General features: G+C 65.8%; 16 protein-coding genes. 12 read left to right on the top strand and 4 right to left on the bottom strand.

What is annotated here, in order from left to right; translation table 11 throughout:
* Nucleotides 1-152 precede the first annotated feature (152 nt).
* The 12 genes from ADJ79_RS04875 (at nt 153) to ADJ79_RS04820 (ending at nt 13223) form a co-directional block, all read left to right on the top strand.
* Nucleotides 153-962: a general secretion pathway protein GspK gene (locus ADJ79_RS04875; protein WP_050715024.1), complete on the top strand. Its 810-nt coding sequence runs from the start codon at nt 153-155 to the stop codon at nt 960-962.
* 33 nt (nt 963-995) lie between these two features.
* Nucleotides 996-2087: a PilN domain-containing protein gene (locus tag ADJ79_RS04870; protein ID WP_050715023.1), complete on the top strand. Its 1092-nt coding sequence runs from the start codon at nt 996-998 to the stop codon at nt 2085-2087.
* The gene (gspM, locus tag ADJ79_RS04865; RefSeq protein WP_050715022.1) at nt 2084-2635 is read left to right on the top strand and encodes a type II secretion system protein GspM; all 552 of its coding nucleotides are present in this window, start codon (nt 2084-2086) and stop codon (nt 2633-2635) included. Before ADJ79_RS04870 ends, gspM begins: the two co-directional genes overlap by 4 nt.
* An 87-nt stretch (nt 2636-2722) precedes the next feature.
* Nucleotides 2723-3292: a hypothetical protein gene (locus ADJ79_RS04860; protein WP_156304032.1), complete on the top strand. Its 570-nt coding sequence runs from the start codon at nt 2723-2725 to the stop codon at nt 3290-3292.
* Nucleotides 3293-3335: 43 nt separating this feature from the next.
* Complete coding sequence (gspD, locus tag ADJ79_RS04855) at nt 3336-5777, top strand: type II secretion system secretin GspD (protein ID WP_172674027.1); 2442 nt, start codon at nt 3336-3338, stop codon at nt 5775-5777.
* Between the two features lie 44 nt (nt 5778-5821).
* Nucleotides 5822-6235 carry a hypothetical protein gene (locus ADJ79_RS04850; RefSeq protein WP_156304030.1) on the top strand — a complete coding sequence of 138 codons (414 nt, stop codon included), beginning with the start codon at nt 5822-5824 and terminating at the stop codon, nt 6233-6235.
* A gap of 109 nt (nt 6236-6344) precedes the next feature.
* Nucleotides 6345-8036 (top strand): hypothetical protein, encoded by a 1692-nt coding sequence (locus ADJ79_RS04845; protein WP_156304029.1) that lies wholly within the window; start codon nt 6345-6347, stop codon nt 8034-8036.
* 138 nt (nt 8037-8174) lie between these two features.
* Nucleotides 8175-9182, top strand: a complete 1008-nt coding sequence (locus ADJ79_RS04840) for a peptidylprolyl isomerase (RefSeq protein ID WP_082203000.1) — start codon at nt 8175-8177, stop codon at nt 9180-9182.
* Nucleotides 9183-9228: 46 nt separating this feature from the next.
* A complete protein-coding gene (locus ADJ79_RS04835) occupies nt 9229-10029 on the top strand; it encodes an ABC transporter permease (protein ID WP_253273869.1) in 801 nt (266 codons plus the stop codon).
* A gap of 11 nt (nt 10030-10040) precedes the next feature.
* A complete protein-coding gene (locus ADJ79_RS04830) occupies nt 10041-11318 on the top strand; it encodes an ABC transporter ATP-binding protein (protein ID WP_050715016.1) in 1278 nt (425 codons plus the stop codon).
* 229 nt (nt 11319-11547) lie between these two features.
* Nucleotides 11548-12426 (top strand): bifunctional 2-polyprenyl-6-hydroxyphenol methylase/3-demethylubiquinol 3-O-methyltransferase UbiG, encoded by an 879-nt coding sequence (locus tag ADJ79_RS04825; RefSeq protein WP_050715015.1) that lies wholly within the window; start codon nt 11548-11550, stop codon nt 12424-12426.
* A gap of 224 nt (nt 12427-12650) precedes the next feature.
* Nucleotides 12651-13223 carry a redoxin domain-containing protein gene (locus ADJ79_RS04820; protein ID WP_082202998.1) on the top strand — a complete coding sequence of 191 codons (573 nt, stop codon included), beginning with the start codon at nt 12651-12653 and terminating at the stop codon, nt 13221-13223.
* Between the two features lie 230 nt (nt 13224-13453).
* Here ADJ79_RS04820 and lptC read toward each other — a convergent pair whose 3' ends face one another.
* The 4 genes from lptC to ADJ79_RS15415 form a co-directional block, all read right to left on the bottom strand.
* Nucleotides 13454-14068 carry an LPS export ABC transporter periplasmic protein LptC gene (gene lptC / locus ADJ79_RS04815; RefSeq protein ID WP_050715014.1) on the bottom strand — a complete coding sequence of 205 codons (615 nt, stop codon included), beginning with the start codon at nt 14066-14068 and terminating at the stop codon, nt 13454-13456.
* On the bottom strand, nt 14065-14688 hold the full coding sequence (locus tag ADJ79_RS04810; protein WP_082202997.1) for an HAD family hydrolase: 624 nt from the start codon (nt 14686-14688) through the stop codon (nt 14065-14067). The genes lptC and ADJ79_RS04810 overlap by 4 nt, the downstream gene beginning before the upstream one ends.
* 19 nt (nt 14689-14707) lie before the next feature.
* On the bottom strand, nt 14708-15688 hold the full coding sequence (locus ADJ79_RS04805; RefSeq protein ID WP_050716417.1) for an SIS domain-containing protein: 981 nt from the start codon (nt 15686-15688) through the stop codon (nt 14708-14710).
* A gap of 144 nt (nt 15689-15832) precedes the next feature.
* Nucleotides 15833-17548, bottom strand: coding sequence for a permease (locus ADJ79_RS15415; protein WP_050715013.1), 1716 nt, complete (start codon nt 17546-17548; stop codon nt 15833-15835).
* Nucleotides 17549-17564 lie beyond the last annotated feature (16 nt).

The raw sequence follows: 17564 nt of genomic DNA, 5'->3' as shown, positions 1-17564 counted from the left end.
GGGCCGCAGCGGCGGCGGGCGGGCTTTTTCATATCAGGAACAGGAGCAAATTCAGGGGGGGTAAAAGCGGCTTTTGCGCTTTCTGCACTAGGACCTTATGCTATGAATCTGGTAGCGCCAAAAGCGGCCGGGGCAAGGGTCTGGCCCTGATCATGGTGCTGTGGATCGTGGCCGCGCTCAGCCTGCTGGTGGTGGGCATGAGCCAGACGGTGCGCGGGCAAGTCAGGGCCGCGCAGGCCATTTCGGAGCAGGTGGCCGCGCAGGCGCTGGCCGAAGGCGCCATCGCGCTGGCCTTGCAGCAGCTCAAGGCCGAAAGCGCGCGGCCGGAAGGCATGGCCGCCACGCGCGTGAGCTACGGCGGCGTGGAGATACAAGTGCTGGTGCAGCCCCTGAGCGGCCTGATTTCGCTGAACGCCGCCCAGCCGCCCCTGCTCTCGGCCCTGCTGCAAGTGGCTGGCGGCGTGCCCGAAAAGCAGGCCGACCAGCTGGCGCACGCCATCGACACCTGGCGCGCCGGCGGCACGGGCGACGCCACGCGGCGCGTGCCCCGCCGCCAGTTCGAATCGGCGGATGACCTGCTGCTCGTGCCCGGCATGGACTACGCCACCTACGCCCGCATCCGCCCGCTGGTCACGGCAGACACCTACCAGCACACCAACGTGAACCCGCTGGCTGCGCCCCTGCCGGTGCTGCTCGTGCTGGCGCGCGGCAACGCCGCCGTGGCCCAGCGCATTGCCAGCCGCCGCGACGCAGGCGAGGCGGGCGTGGACACCACGGGGCTGGACCCGGCGCTCACCGGCGCGGGCTTTTCACAATTTTTCAGAGTCACAGCCCGCGTACCGCTGGATGCGGGCAGAATATTCAGCCTCGCGCACGACGTAACGCTATCTGCTTATTCATCTTCCATTGCGCCCTGGCGCACCTTGCGGACGCAGGGGCAGGTTTTGCCCGCAGGAAGCTAGCTTCCGTTCGCTCCGCTCCCTCTTCCCTTTCACATGGCATTGGCACCTTCCAGCGATCCGCGCCTGTTCGGCATTGACCTTGGCCAGTGGCTGCGCCAGTGGCAGTCTGCCGCTGCGCTGCTGCTGGCGCACCCGGCGCTGGGCGCGCTCACGCCCGCCGTGCGCGTGCGCCTGCACCAGGCCAGCGGCCAGCGCACGCTCTGGAGCGTCAAAAACGGCGAGGCCGAGCCGCTGCCCGCCAGCGCGGGCGCACCGCAGGCCGAGGCCATCGAACTGCCGCGCGAAGAGGCGCTGGAGCGCACCCTCACCCTGCCCGCCCTGCCGCAGGCCGATCTGGACGAAGCCGTGCAGCTGGAAGTGCAGGCCATCACCCCCTTCAAGCCCGAGCAGACCGTGGCGGGCTACCGCAGCGCGCCTCTGGGCGATGGCCGCGTCCGCGTTGATTTGGCGCTGACCTCGCGCCAGCGCCTGGACGCGCTGCTGCTGCAACACGCCCGCGTGAGCCGCCCCGAAGTGTGGGTGCTGCCCGCCAGCGGCCACGCGGTCAGCGCGGCGGGTGGTGTGCTGCGCCCCATTTGCATGCCGTCTGATGGCGCGCGCGTGCGGAAGGCCCTGACCGCCCGGGGCCGCCGCCTGCGGCTGGCGCTGCTGGCCCTGGCGCTGCTGCTGCTGCTGGCGCTGGCCGTCACGCCCACGCTGCAACTGCGCCAGCGCGCCATTGCGGCGCAAAGCGCCTATGCCGCCATGAGCGCCCAGGCCGCCCCCCAGATGGCCGCGCGCGAAGCCCTGCAACAGCAGGCCGACCGGCTGGCCCAGCTGCAGCAAGCCACAGGCCCCCAGCTGCGCCTCGTGCCCGCGCTGGCCCTGCTGGCCGAGGCCATGCCCTCCAGCGCCTGGATCAGCAACTTGCGCACCGAGGGCGAAAAAGTGTTCATCAGCGGCTTTGCCGAAGATGCCGCCGCCCTCGTGCAGCGCCTCAGCCGGCAAGACGGCATCCACAGCGCCCGCCTGTCATCGCCCGCCATCCGCAACGCCAATGCCAAGCAGGAAAGCTTCACCATTGAAGTGGAGTTCGCCCCTGCTTTGCAACGCCTCTCGCCCGCAGGCGGGGAGGCCGCGCCATGAACGCCGTCCGCAACCCCGAGCGCATCTGGCTGGCCCTGCTGGCTGCCGCGCTGCTGGCTTGCCTGGCGCTGGGCGCGTTCAAGGTGTATGACAAGCACCGCTGGGCTGCCTCGCGCCTGGCCGAAATCGAGCCGCGCTACGCCCGCCTGGCGGGCCTGCAAGCCAGCGCGCCGCAGCTGGACGAGCTGGCGCAGCAGCTGCGTGAGCGCATGTCGCAATACGCCTATCCGGCGGGAGACGACCCCTCCTACGCGGGCAACGGCGCCTTGCAGCGCGTGCGCGAGCTGGCCGCCGCCGCCGGCTTGAGCGTGACCAGCAGCCAGGCACTGGCCGCGCAGGAAAAAGAAGGCTTTTACCGCGTGGGGCTGAACCTGCGCCTGGAAGGCGAATGGGCGTCCATGGCGAAGCTGCTGCAATCCATCGCCGCCCTGCGCCCGGCCGTCTATGCCGAAAGCGTGCAGATCAACAGCCTGGCGGGCCACATGCCCGAAGGGCCGCAGACGGTGGCCGTCATGCTCAACCTTTTTGTCTTGCAGGAGCGCCCGTAAGCGAGCTTTCTCCGCGCCACTTCAGCGTCATTTCCTGCGCCATTGCACATGCCCCGCCCGTCCCGCCCTTTTCCCTTTGTTGCCGCCATGCTGTGCGCATGCGCCGCGCTGCTGGCGGCGCTCGCCTGGCTCTGGCTGGGCGCTGGCGCGCGCGCCTGGCAGCCGCCCCCGGCGCAGCCCCCGCAGTTCGACGGCCTGCTGGCCGCCGCGCCGCCGCTGGAGGCGCCTGCCCGCGCCGCGCCTGCCGTGCTGCTGGAGCGTCCCCCCTTTCACAGCAGCCGCCGCCCGCCGCCCGTGGCCGCCGCGCCAAGCCAGGCCAAGCCCGCCGTGGCGCTGGACAAGGTGCGCTTTTACGGCATCGTCACCGGCCCGGCGCTTACCACCGTGATGGCCGAGGTGGAGGAGCAGCCCCGCGCCCTGCGCGTGGGCGACCGCATCGGTGAATGGGAGCTGGCGGCCGTCAAAGGCCGCAGCATCACTTTCAGCAAAGGCGGCGAGCGCCACGTGATTGAACTTCCATACGTTCACACTGCGCCAGCCTCGCCCGCCGGGGCCGCCGATGCGCCGCCTCCGCCCGCTGGCATGCCCGCCCGCCCGCCGCAGGGCCGTCCGGCCCAGGGCGTGCCGCCGCCTTCTTCTTTTAGACCGCAGTTTTGAGTTGCGACCGCGATTTCAATCCGCGCCACGAACCGTGTTTCCTATGCCGCATCACCTCACGCCCCGCACCGCTCTTTCCCTGATCGCCCTGGGGCTGCTTGCCGCAGGCTGCAACAGCCATGCGCCCATCGCGCCGCAGGCTCCTGCCGCCCTGGAAACCGTGGAAGAGCAAGCCGCCGCCGCGCCCAAGCCCGCCAGTGCGCCCGCCGTGCAGGCCGCCTCCAGCGATGAAGCCAGCGAGGAGCGCAAGCCCGTCATCATGCGCGGCACCGACGAAGTCGTCCGCCCGCCGAAGCACGCCGCCCGCGTTTCCGGCCCTGTGAGCGCCTTCAAGTTTGAAGATGCGCCCGTGGGCGAAGTCGTTCACGTCATGCTGCGCGACCTGCTCAAGGTGGATTACGTCATTCACCCCCCGCTCAATGGCCGCGTCACCCTCGTCACGCGCGGCGAAGTCAGCGCCGACAGGGCCATGAACCTGCTCGAAAGCGCCTTGCAGCTCAACGGCATCGTCATGGCGCGCGACTCCAGCGGCACCTACCACGTGGGCGCGCCTGCCGCCCTGAAAGACATTGTGGCCGCTCCCCGCATTGCCGACGACGGCCCCATGCCTCCCGGCTACGGCGCCATCATCATTCCGCTGCAATACTTGGGCGCGGGCGAAATGGCCAACATCCTGCGCGCCATGGTGCCGCCCGAAGCCATCGTGCGGGTGGACACGCTGCGCAACATCATCATCATGCGCGGCACCCGCACCGAAGCGGAAGGCTGGATGGATGTCGTCAAAACCTTTGACGTGAACCTGCTGCGCGGCATGTCAGTAGGCGTCTTCCCCCTGCAATACACCTCGCCTGCGGAGGTGCAAAACGCCTTGGCCGTGCTCTCCGGCGCTACAGGCGCGGCCAGCGCTGGCGCAGCCCTGCCTGCCGCCGCGCCAGCCGCCGGAAAAGCCGCCGCGCCAGCCGCAGCCGGGGCCGGAGCCAGCGCCCTGGGCGAAAGCAACCCGCTCTTTGGCGCGTTGCGCATCTTGCCGCTGGAAAGCATCAACGCCGTGCTTGTCATCACCCCCCGCGCCGCGTACCTGGACGAAGTCCAGCACTGGATCAGCAAGTTCGACCGCCCCAACGCGGGCAGCGCCGAGCCGCAACTCTTCGTCTACAAGGTCAGAAACGGCTCCGCCGACCACCTGGCCGAACTGCTCAACGGCATCTACGGCGGCAGCGCCGCCACCGTGCAAGGCGCCACGGGCGCCACCGGCGTGGCCCCCGGCCTGGGCAGCGTCTCCGGCAGCAGCGCCCGCAGCACATTCGGCAATGCTTCAGGCGGCAGCGCCGTGGGCGGCTCGCTGGGCGGCGGCGCGTCTGGCAGCTCCTTGGGCGGCAATGCTTTCAGCAGCAATGCTTTCAGCGGCAATGCCTTCGGCAATTCAGCCAGCACGCTTCGCAACGCCTCCGGCGCCGCAGGAAGCGCCTTCGGCAGCAACCGCATGAGCGGCCAGCAAGGCGGCGGCGACCAGGGCGCCGCCAGCGTCACTGTCAATCTGGGGCCAGACGTGCGCGTCATGGCCGACCGCATCAACAACACTTTGCTCATCTACGCGCCGCCCGCTGAATTCACGCGCATTGAAACCACCCTCAAGCGGCTGGACATTCAGCGTGCGCAAGTTCTCATCGAAGCCAGCATCATCGAAGTCACCCTGCGCGACGGCCTGCAATACGGCCTGCAATGGGCCTTCAAGAACAGCGGCGACTTCGGCACGGGCCGCACCGGCCTGGGCGTGCTCAACAACAACAGCAACTTAACCACCATCGCAGGCGCAAGCCGTGGCGGCACGATCACCAACGCAGCCCAGGGTTTCAGCTACACGCTCACCAGCTCCATCGGCAACCTCACCGCCGTACTCAACACCCTGGCTTCCAAATCGCTCCTGAAGGTCATCTCCAGCCCCTCTCTCATGGTGCTTGACAACCACACCGCCGCCATCACCGTGGGCGACCAGCAGCCCATCAACACCGGCACCACCATCAGCAGCAGCGGCACCATCGCCACCACCAACAACATCCAGTACAAAGACACGGGCGTCATGCTCAACGTCACCCCGTCCGTCAATGCGGGTGACCTTGTTACGCTCGAAATCGACCAGACTGTCACCAACGTGGGCGAGCAAGACAAAATTACCGGTCAGCGCAGCTTCCTTCAGCGCCAGATCGCCTCCAAGGTCGCCGTGCGTTCGGGCGAAACCATCGTGCTCGGCGGCCTGATCAAAAGCAAGCACACCCAAGGTTCCGCTGGCCTGCCCGTGCTGTCATCCATCCCGCTGCTGGGCGGCCTGTTCGGCAACCAGTCCCGGGAAGACGAGCGCACCGAGCTGCTCGTCATCATCACCCCCCGCGTGCTGCGCTCCGACGAAGACGCCCGCGCCGTTAGCCGAGAACTGCGCGACCGCATGAGGGGCCTGTCTTTGCCGGGACACATAGCTAACCAGTAGAAGTTTTATTCCGCTTGCATTGATAAGGCATTTTTGGAGAGTCCATGAGAACAGTGTCATTTATGAAAACAGGATTTCTGATCATTGCTATGCTGCTGACAGCCTGTGCCAGCAACCCTCAGCAAACACCAGAACAGCAGGTGGCGCAGCGCGCAGAGGCGCGTTGGAAGCACCTCATTGCCAAGGATTACCAGCAGGCGTGGGAATATCTGATGCCTTCTTATCGCAACCTTGTCTCCCCGCAGGACTACGGTAAACGCTTTGGCAGCGCCGGTGCCTGGACGAACGCAATCATCCATGAGGTCACTTGCGAGCCAAGCGTCTGCAAAGTCAAGGTGCGCATCACTACAAAGATGCGCGTGCCCCTGTTCGCAGCCAAGATTCCGGAAGTCAATACGTATGTGGATGAGCGCTGGGTGCGCGAAGATGGTCAGTGGTGGCTGTACGAGAAGCTGTGACGCATTCGTGCAGACCTTCGCTGTGGCGGTGTAGCAAAAAAATCACGCTGGACGGAAAACAATGCAAAGAAGCTTGATTTCAGTCCCAGCTCCTATGATAGGATTCGTAGTGCATTACCAAGATCGTCTCTTGGGTGTTGCAATCTTTCCTTTTTATGGAGTCATAGCTATGAAGAAAAGCCTCTTGGCCCTGAGTGCCGCCGCAACTCTCGCTGGTGGTCTGGGTTTTGTTTCCTCCGCGCACGCCATCATCGTTCAAGATGATGCTGTTGCTAGTGTTCCTGCTACAGTGATGGGTGGTGTTCAGTCGGGTGGCGTGGGTCACGTTCTGTTCACCCCTTATTTCAGCACCGTTAATGGCAATGTGACGCTGATTAGCCTGGTTAATACGGATACGACTAACGGTAAGGCCGTGAAAGTGCGTTTCCGTGGTGCCGCCAACTCTGATGATATTCTGGACTTTACTGTCCTGATGTCTCCTGGTGACGTGTGGACCGCTTCTATTGAGCCGAGCCTCACAGGCGTTTCCCGCATTCTGTCGCCTGACTCTACTTGTGTGCTGCCTCGTCAACTGGGCACTGATGGCGTGGATTTCCGTACCAGTCGCCTGGACCAGAAGCTGAGCGCTGATGCGCAGGCTCTGCATACGCGCGAAGGCTATGTTGAATACCTGAACATGGCCAACATCAAGCCGGGAACTGATCTGTTTAAAGCGATTAAGCATAAGGACGGTGTGGCGCCTTGCACGTCTTCTGAATTGTCTAAGTTGATGAACACGGATGTCGTGGCGTATTCGGATGCGGCTGATCATGGTTTGGAGCGCCCAACAGGTGGATTGTTTGGTAATTGGTCCATTTTCAACAACCTGAATATCACTTCTTATGGTGGTGGTCACGCTTCTGTCCGCGCTGTTGATGGCACGGGTGCCAACGCGGCCGCTCGTCTGTTCTTTGCTCCCCAAATGGGTGCTGATGCATCGGCTGTCGCTGCAGCCAATACGGCTGACCCCTTGCTGGTGGGCGGCGAAGCTGGCGTAACCCGTAACACGGAGTTTGAGGGTGTTTCCTATGCGCCGGATGCTGCCGTGGCCGCTTTGGTTCCCCCGCTCTGGCTCGATTTGCCGGACCTTTCGACACCCTACACGCAGGCCGATACCAGCCCGCAAGCTCGCGCACATGATTTGTCTGAATCGCTGGCCGCCAAGACTATCATGAACGAGTTTGTGGCTACGCCTTCTACGGCTTCTGTGCCATTTGCGACAGACTGGGTGTTCTCGCAGCCAACGCGTCGTTACCAAACGGCAATGGCCTACTCCACCGGTGGCGCGAATCTGCCGGTGAATGCGGCTCTGCCAGCTACTGACAGGCATTACAAGGCTGGTACGGCCGGTAATCTTAGTGTGAGTGCTCGCACTGTGGGTACATTGGCCTTGGGCGACTTCCTGTGCGCTAAAGGTTCCTTCTCCGGTACCGACCGTGAAGAGTTCCAGGCAGTGACGTCGGGCGACTTCTCTCCGCTGGTGGTGGCTGGCAGTGCGCCGATTTGCGGTGAGGTCGCTACCCTGTCCTTCAATAGCGATACGTCCAAAGTCCTGAATGCTCAGCTGACCAATGCTCGCGTCAATGTCAAGAACGCTTCTGACTACGTGACTGCTGGTTGGGCATCTCTGGGTCTGAATACGCCTACGAATAGCACGAATGTCCGTGGTGTGCCTGTGGTGGGCTATGCCGCTACTTCGTTCACCAATGGTTTGACGAACGGCAACTTTGGCGACGCGATTGCCCACCGTTACGGCTTCTAATGGTGAGGTTTGGCAATACGGGGATTCCCTGTATTGCCATTAAAAACAAAAGGCGGGGGTTTCTCCGCCTTTTGTTTTTAATGGCACAAGTGCGTAATCCTGCTTGCTTGCGCTAAATTAATGCTTGGGAAGTGAAAGATGCAGAAAACAGAAGCGTCGCAATTGGCGGTTTTCAAAGTTGCGGTACTGGCTTGTGCAGTAGCTGTTTGCGCCCTGGGTAACCCGGCGAATGCTCAGCAAGCCAATATTGCACCGCCTGTTGCTGACAATGTGGTGGTGTTGCGTGGTCCAGCTGGAGAAATCAGCTTGGGCGACGTGCGGGCCTTGGCCAGTGTGGTGTTGCCTATCGAACAGCGGCAAGAGGTATTGGCTAGCGCCAGCGGTGTCCAGCAGTTGGCTCTGGCGGCCTACACGCAAAAAAACCTGGCAGCGCAAGCGAGGGCCGCAGGCTATGACCAGCAGGCAGATGTTAAGCGTGTTGAACAACTGGCAGCCCAGCGGGCACTGAGTGATAGCTGGATGATTCATCAAGCCGACATCAAGGCGCCAGCACTGGATAAATTGGAACCTTATGCTCGAACAGTTTTTGAAAACGAAACGGCAAACCACGAAGCGCAGCCCAAAGTGCATGTGCGGCATTTGCTGATTCGTTCAGGTGCTGAAGCTGGAAGGACTGACGAGCAGGCTTTGGCATTGGCCAGCGAGCTGTTGGCAAGAGCCAAGGCGGGAGAAGATTTTTCGAGTTTGGCCAAGCAATATTCAGACGACCGAAAGAGCGCAGAGCAAGGTGGGGAGCTGGCTGCGTTTGCTAGAGGAAAAATGGTGCCTGAATTTGAGCAAGCTGCATTTGCCTTGAAAAAACCTGGTGATTTGTCCGCACCGGTCAAGACGCACTTTGGCTACCACCTCATCGAATTACTTGAACGTGCAATTCCTGGAAAGCCTAAGTTTGAGGATGAACGTGATGAGCTGATCCAAAAACTGCTGCAGGAACGCAAAGAACAGATTCGCCGCACCATATGGCAACAAGCACAGGAAGGCATTGAGTTTGATGTTGCCGCCATAGAGTCGGCAGCAGCCAAGCCCTTCTCAGAAGCAACCAAGATGGAACTCGAGGCTGCACAGAAGATGCGCCAGCGCAAGTGAGTAGACGGTCAGAGTGCCAGGAAAAGCGGATCTTGTGCTTGCCGCCTTGCTATCTGATGCTCGCGCCCTGCTGCGCTTGCGCCGCCTGCTGGGGCAGCTGACGCTGCGCGAGCTGAAGGCGCGCTTTGCCGGTTCGGCGGGCGGGCTGCTGTGGGCCTGGGCGCAGCCCGCGCTGGGCATTGCGGCTTATTACCTGGTGTTTGACGTGGTGTTTGCCTTGCGCGCCGGGCAGGCCGAAGGCGGCGCGGCTGCGCCGAGGCTGGGTTCTTTTCTCATCGTGGGCATGCTGGCCTGGATGGCGTTCAGCGATGCCACGCAACGCGCCATGAACAGTCTGGTTGAAGCGGGCGGGCTGCTGCAGAAAAACCCCTTGCCGCCCGCGCTGTTTCCGGCCCGCGCCGTGCTGGCCAGCGCTCTGGTTTTCGCGCCTTTGCAGCTGGCGCTGGCGCTGGCCTACTGGCCCATGCATCACGGCGCGTGGGCCGTGGCGGCGCTGCTGCCGCTGGTGCTGGCGCAGGCGGCGCTGGCCTGGCTGCTGGGCTATTTGCTGGCTGTGCTCACGGCAGCGCTGCGCGATGTGGCGCAGGTGGCGGGCTTTCTGTTTTCCATTGGCGTGTTCGCTGCGCCCGTGCTGTTTCCCATGAGCATGTTTCCTGAGCGCTGGCGCGCGCTGCTGTGGCTCAATCCCATGACGGCCTGGGTGCTGTCCTATCAGGCCGTGCTTTTGCAGGGGCAATGGCCGCCTGCCCAGGCCTGGCTGGCTGTGCTGGCCTGGCTGGCTGTGCTGGCCTGGCTGCTGAATGCAGCCTTGCGCCGCGTGCGCGATCAACTGGTGGACTGGCTGTGAGCGGTGCAAGAATGAACGGCGGGGCTGGGGCGGCAGATGCCGTGGTGCTGCGCGCATGCGGCCTTGGCAAGGAATACCGTTTGTACGATTCGCCGCGCCAGCGCCTGAAGGCGCTGCTGACCGGGCGGGCGCAGCACAGGAGCCACTGGGCCTTGCGCGATGTGTCATTCGAGTTGCGGCGCGGTCAGTGCATAGGCGTGATCGGCGACAACGGCGCGGGCAAAAGTTCGCTGCTCAAGCTGCTGGCGGGCACTTTGCAGCCCACACGGGGCCGGATTGAGCGCCAGGGGCGCATCACGGCCATTCTGGAACTGGGCGCGGGTTTTCACCCTGATTTCAGCGGGCGCGACAACCTGTATTTCGGCGGCAGCATGATTGGCATCAGCCACGAGGAAATGGCGCGGCTGGAGCCTGAAATCGTTGCTTTTGCGGGCCTGGGCGAAGCCATGTCGCGCCCCGTCAAGACTTATTCCTCCGGCATGGCGGTGCGGCTGGCTTTCGCGCTGGTCACGGCGGTGCAGCCGGATGTGCTCATCATCGACGAAGCGCTGGCCGTGGGCGACCAGCATTTCCAGAAGAAATGCGTGGAGCGCATCACGGCCTTCAAGAAAAACGGCTGCACCATTTTGTTTTGCTCCCACAGCCCCTACCACATCCGCACGCTGTGCGACGTGGCCTTGTGGCTGGATGGCGGGCAGGTGAAGGAATTCGGCCCGACCGAGCCAGTGCTGGGCGCTTACGAGATGCACACGCGCCTGCGCAATGCCCCGCCCGAAGAAGCAGAGGCAGCAAAAGCGCCCGCGAAGGCGGTTGAAGGCAACGCGGCTGATGTCCCCGCCGCTGGCAGCGCGCCGCCCGCGTCGCCCTACCCGCCGCCGCAGCCAGACGCATCGGCGCGCATCATCTCGGTGGACATTGCCAATTTGGGCGAGGGTGAGCCGCCCCTGCTGCAAGGGCGCGATCTTGTCGCCACCATCATCGTGCGCGGCCACGGCCAGGAGCGGCCCAACGTGGGTTTCATGATCGAGCAGTCGCGCGGCGTGGGCATTACCTCGCTGGCCACGCATGAGGAAGGCGCAGCCCCGCAGCCGCTGGGCGATGGCCTCTGGCGCAGCGTGCTCACCTTCCCCGACTTGCCCTTGCACAGCGGCGAATACGTGGTCAGCGCCTTTTTGTTTGACGCCAGCGGCCTGGTGGTGTACGAGCAGTGGTTCCAGTTTTTGCATTTCCGCTTCGTCACCCCCACGCTGATGCCCGGCCTGGTTCGCCTGCCGCACCGCTGGGAATGAGCGTTTTTCAAGTGCCTCTCAGAACCTGTTCAACGTCCGTCCGTGGGTGCAAAAAGCGCGAACGCGGGCGGTTTGCGGCGTTGCCAATCCTCGCCAGGCAGCAAGGGGGCATCAGGCCCGCCGGTGGTTGCCGTTCAGCCCAATCTGCGCCCTCTCACGGCCAGACGCTGAACAAGGTTTTGAAGCGCCTTTTGTGCGCCTTCGGGCGTCTTTCGCAAGGAACACAGCCATGACTTCATCTTCCCCCGCCGACTGGCTCGCCCAGGGCCAGGCCGCCTTGCAAACGGGCGACCGCGCCGCCGCCGCCCAAGCGCTGGAGCAGGCGCGCAAGCATGAGGCCACGCGGCTGGCCGCGCACAACCTGATCGAACGCCACGGCCTGCCGGGCGCATTTGCCGAATGGATGGGCGTGAACTGCGAGATTTCGCCGCAAGACGACATCTACCGCTTCTTTGACGGCCACCCCACCTCCATCAACCCGCTGCGCGACTACCTGGCCGATGGCTGGCGCACGCTTGCCGAGCTGATGCTGCTGCTCGAAAGCGTGGACCGGCCCCTGCTACGCGTGGCGAGCTTTCTGGAATTTGCCAGCGGCCACGGGCGCTTCACGCGGCATCTGGCCCAGGCGCTGGGCGCGGGCAAAGTCACCGTGTCCGACGTGGTGCCCGACGCCGTGCAATTCGCGCGCGATGTGCTGGGCGTGCAAGGCTTTGTCTCCACGCGTGAGCCGCAAGCGCTGGCCTGGCGCGGGCGGCACGAAGTGGTGTTCGCGCTCTCGCTGTTCAGCCACTTGCCGCGCGCCAGCTGGGGGCCTTGGCTGACGAAGCTGGGCGAGCTGGTCGCGCCCGGCGGCCTGCTCATCCTCACCACCCACGGCGCGGAAGCGGCGCGCCGCCAGCAGGTCGCGCTGGATGCCGAAGGCTTTTTCTTCGCGCCCTCCAGCGAATCCACCGCAATTGACGCGCAAGACTACGGCACCACCTTCACCAGCGAAGGTTTCGTGCGCGCCCGCGTGGCCGAGTGCCTGCCCGGCATGGCGCTGCTGCGCTTTGCGCCCACGTGGTTCTGGCATCACCAGGATGCCGTGGTCATTCACAAGCCGGCCTGAAAGCCTGTGCAAAGCCCGTCATGGCCCGCAGACACAGGCCGAGCGGCATCAGAAACAGGAGCGAATTTAAGGGGGTAGAAATGCCGCTTTGCGCAGTATCCACTAGGACATCGTGCTATTGATAAAATAGCGAAATTGCGCCCTTCTGCTCTCTGCCTTCGCTTCGCCCTTCGTTCATGCCGTGCCGCGATGACTTTCGCCGTGGCTTTTCTTCTTGCGCCTTGATGACCGATTCCGCTCAAGCTGCCGCCGCCCGCTCGCGCTGGCCCGCCCGTTTTTGCCAATGGATCAAACGCGGGTGGCGGCGGCGCCTGGTGTCGCTGATCATCTTCGCCGCCGCGCTGCTGGCCGTGGGCGCATGGCAGACGCGGCATGTGCCTGACGGCATGGCGCCCGCACTGGCAGGCACGCTGCCCGACGGGCGCGCGCTCACGCTGGCGCAGTGGCGCGCCGCCCATCCGGGGCGGGCCGTGGCGGTGCACTTCTGGGCCGAGTGGTGCTCCATTTGCCGGCTGGAACAGGGCCACGTATCCAGCCTGATGCAAAACTGGCCCGTGCTGACGGTGGCCACCCGCTCCGGCGACGGGCAGGCCGTGGCCCGCACGCTGGCGCGCCGTGGCCTGGGCGGCTGGCCAACCATCGTGGATGAAGACGGCGCCATTGCCCGCGCCTGGGGCATCAGCGGCGTGCCCGCGTTCATCGTCATTGACCCGCAGGGCCAAATACGCGCGGCCAGCATGGGCTACACGCCCACGCTCACCATGCGCCTGCGGCTGTGGTGGGCGCAGCGTTTCTGAACGCCCGGGGCCGAGAGTCTGTTCAAAGTCTGCCCATCCCAATTCGCCTTCTGCCTCCCACGGCCAGATTGCGGACTGGCTCTGATACAGCCTTGTGGCGAAGCCGCTGGGCTGCGCGCCTGGGCGAATCAAACCAAAAACAGGAGCGAATCTGAAGGGGTTCAGATGCCGCGTCGCGCAATATCCACCAGGACCTATCGCTATGGATTAAGGAGCGAGAAAAGGCCCGGTCAGCGGCGCGGGGCGATGGCGCCGCGCACGCGGCCTTTGAGTTGCGCGATGCCGCTGGCGCGGTCGTATTCAAAAGCGTCGCCCGTGAAGCGGTCAGGCCCGCGCGTGATTTGCACAGGCTCATGCGAGATGACGCGCTCGTCGTTGATGAAGGCCAGCAGGCGTTCGCCTTCAAAGACGATGGCGGGCGCGCCCTGGCTGGCGGGCGCGGCCTGGCGTTCCACGCGGGCGTGGCCGATGAGTTCGACTTCGCTGCCGTCGTCTTTGGCGGTGGCGCTTTCGGCGGTGGCGGTGGCGAGTTCGCCGCCCTCTCCCCAGGCTTGCAGGCGGGGGGTGCGCACGTGCAGGGTTTGCGTGGCGGGGTAGTGCCGGCCTTGCGCGCCGGTGATGCGGCTGCGCAGCTGCCCGTCGGGCGCGAAGGTTTGCACGGTGAAGTCGCGCATGAAGTAGTCCGGCTCGTCAGCGGGCGCTTGCTGCGCGGCGGGCGGCACGATTTGCGGGGCGCTGCGCACCAGCCACCAGGTGCCCAGGGCGAACACGCCCATCATGAGGGCGGGCAGCCAGGCGAAGAAGTGGTCTCGGCTGCGGCGCAGCAGGCGGGCGCGGTTGATCATGCGGGGCGGCCGCTTTCAGCTTCGGTTCCGGTTTCGCTTGCGGCTGCGCTGATGCTTTCCGCGCCGCCTGCATCCAGCTGGGCTTGCAGCAGGCGGCGGTAGCGGCCGCTGGCGGTGAGCAGCAGGTCGCAAAACTCGCGGGCCGCGCCTGCGCCGCCCGCCGCGCGGGTGACGTAGTGCGCGCGCGCCAGCACTTCGGGGTGGGCGCCCGGCGGGGCGCATGCGAAGGCGGCGCGCGTCAGCAGGGGCAAATCGGGCCAGTCGTCGCCGATCACGGCGGCTTCGCGCCAGCCGCAGCCCATTTCGTTCAGCAGGGCCTGGGCGGCGGGCAGCTTGTTTTCTGCGCCCAGGCGCTGGCGCGTCAGGCCCAGGCTGGCCAGGCGCGCGCGCAGTGCGGGCGAGTCGCGGCCTGAAATGACCACGGGCGCGATGCCCGCCTGTTGCAGCAGGCGGATGCCGTGGCCGTCCAGCGAGTGAAAGCGCTTGAGCGGCTCGCCGCCGGCGTCCAGATACAGGCCGCCGTCGGTGAGCACGCCGTCCACGTCAAAAATGGCCACGCGCATGCCTTGCGCGGGCAGCAGGATGTCGGCAGGCCAGGTCAAAAAAGCGGTGGCGTTCATGCGGGCTTTCAGTGCGGGTTCAGATGACTTTGGCGCGCATCAGGTCGTGGCTGCTGACCACGCCTTGCAGCCGGCCTTCGTCGCCCTGCACCAGCAGCACGCTGATGCGGTGGCGCTCCATGAGCTTGGCCGCTTCGGCGGCCAGGGCGGCGGGGGCGATGTGGCGCGGGCTGGCGTGCATCACGTCGCGCGCGGTCAAGGGGCGCAAGTCGCGCCCGGTTTCGATCAGGCGGCGCAAATCGCCGTCGGTGAAGATGCCGATGGCGCGGCCTTGCGCGTCGGCAATGGCGGCCGCGCCCAGGCCCTTGGCGCTGATTTCGCGCATCAGCTCGCTGAAAGAGGCTTCGGGCGGCACGCACGGCACTTCGCTGCCCTGGCGCATCACATCCGCCACGCGCGTGAGCAGCTTGCGGCCCAGCGCGCCGCCGGGGTGCGAGCGGGCGAAGTCTTCGGCCTTGAAGCCGCGTGCATCCAGCAGCGCCACGGCCAGCGCGTCGCCCAGCGCCAGCTGGGCCGTGGTGCTGGCGGTGGGGGCCAGGTTGAGCGGGCAGGCTTCCCGGGCCACGCCGCTGTCGAGCAGCACATCGGCGCAGCCGGCCAGCGTGGAATGCGGCTGGCCCGTCATGGCCACCAGCGGCGCGCCCATGCGCTTGATGAGCGGCAAGATGGCGTTCAGCTCGGCGCTTTCGCCGCTGTTGGAAATGGCCAGCGCCACGTCTTGCGGCTGAATCATCCCCAGATCGCCGTGGCTGGCCTCGGCCGGGTGCACGAACAGCGCGGGCGTGCCGGTGGAAGCGAGCGTGGCGGCCACCTTGCGCCCCACGTGCCCGCTTTTGCCCATGCCCATGACCACCACGCGCCCCTGGCAGGCCAGCATCAGCTCCACGGCGCGCGCAAAGCCTTGCGGCGCCAGGCGGCTTTTGAGGCCGAGAATGGCCGCCGATTCAATGTCCAGCGTCTCGCGCGCCAGCCGCAGCGCTTGTTCGGGAGAAAAATGCATGGGCGCGGATTCTAGGCAGCGGCGCTGCAAGAGCCGCCCGCCAGAGCGCCGGAAAGCGATGCGCGCGGACAGGAAAAGAGCGGCATGTTTTCGCTCCTCTATTCATAGCATGAGGTCCTAGTGGAAATTGCGCAAAACGGCATTTCAGCCTGCCTGAATTTGCTCCTGTTTCCTTGAAATCTCCGCCCGCTGCGCCAGCCAGACGAGCGCCAGCACCGGCAGCCCCAGCAGGGCCGTGGCGGTGAAGAAGTTCGCGTAGCCAAAGGCATTGACGTAGTGCCCCGAAAACCCCGCCAGCAGCTTCGGCCCCAGCAGCATGAGCGAGGAAAACAGCGCGTACTGCGTGGCCGAGTAGCCCAGGCTGGTCAGGCTGCTCAGGTAGCCCACGAAGGCGGCCGAGGCCAGGCCCGAGGCCAGGTTGTCCGCCGACACCACCGCCGCCAGCGCCGCCACGCTGTGGCCGTAGCCCGCCAGCCAGGCGAAAAGCAGATTGCTCAGCGACGACAGCAGCGCCCCCAGCATGAGGATGCGCATCACGCCAAAGCGCAGCGCCAGGCCGCCGCCCACGAAAGCGCCCAGCAGCGTCATCACCAGCCCCCAGGTCTTGCTGACGGCGGCCACTTCATCCTTGGTGTAGGCCATGTCCACGTAAAAAGGATTGGCCATGATGCCCATCACCGTGTCGCTGATGCGGTAAGTGCCGATGAGCGCCAGCAGCAGCAGCGCCTGCCGGCCGTGGCGGCCAAAGAAATCGGCGAACGGGGCCACAAAGCTCGCCTGCCCCCAGGCCAGCGCCAGCGCCGCGCGGCTGCGTGCGGCAGGCCGCCAGCGCGGGCCGCGCCCCTTCGCGCCCGCCCAGGTGAGGGCCGCTGCCAGCGCCGCCACGGCCATTTGCGGCCAGACAGAGGCCCGGGCGGCCCAGGCCGTCCCCGTCAAGGGCAGCAGCGCCGCTGCCTGCGCCTGCCCCCAGCCTTGCACGGCTGCCACCCAGCCCGCGCCTGTGGCCGCGCCCGCCAGGCTGGCCAGCAGCAGCGCCCACAGCGAAGCCGCCGCCAGCGCCGCCAGCGGCACGCCTCGCGCGACCACACGGCGCACGGCGCGCAGCCACTGGGCGCGGCCGGCCATGCCGCGCTGCGTGGTGGCCGCCGGCTCGGGCGCAAGCAGCAGCGTGCCCACGCCCACCAGCATGGAGGCAGCCATGACCAGATAGGCGCGGCGCCAGCCCGCGTTGTCATACCCGCTGGCGGAGGCGCTGGCGGAAGCGCTGGCGGAAACGAGCGCGGGCGCGTCCTGCGCCGCGCCCGCCAGCCACAGCGCGCCGGCGCCCGCCCAGATCATGGCCAAGCGGTAGCCTGTCTGGTAGCTGGCGGCCAGCAGCGGCTGCTGCTGCGCCGGGGCCGATTCGATGCGCCAGGCATCCAGCGCAATGTCTTGCGTGGCCGAAGCAAAAGCCACCGCCAGCGCGCACCAGGCCACCATGTGCAGGCCGTTTTGCGGATGGGCCAGCGCCATGCCCGCCAGCCCCGCCATCACGCCCAGCTGCCCCAGCAGCAGCCAGCCGCGCCGCTGCCCCAGGCGGCGCGTGAGCAGCGGCACGGGCAGGCGGTCCACCAGCGGCGCCCACACCCACTTGAAGCCGTAGGCCAGCCCCACCCAGCTCAGGTAGCTGATGGTGGCCCGGTCCACTCCCGCCTCGCGCAGGCGGAACGAGAGCGTGCCCATCACCAGCAGCAGCGGCAGCCCGGCCGCAAAGCCCAGCGCCAGCATGCGCAGGCTCATGGGCTGCATCATGGTGCGCAAACGGGCGCGCAGGCGGCTGGCCCATGATCGGGGGAACAAGAAAGGCGGGAAGGCGGGCATCAGGGCAGGCCGCAAA

Origin of the sequence: Ottowia sp. oral taxon 894 (assembly GCF_001262075.1) — a bacterium.
In the GTDB taxonomy this organism is placed as follows: Bacteria; Pseudomonadota; Gammaproteobacteria; order Burkholderiales; family Burkholderiaceae_C; genus Ottowia; species Ottowia massiliensis.
This window is presented reverse-complemented; position numbering and strand designations above follow the sequence as displayed.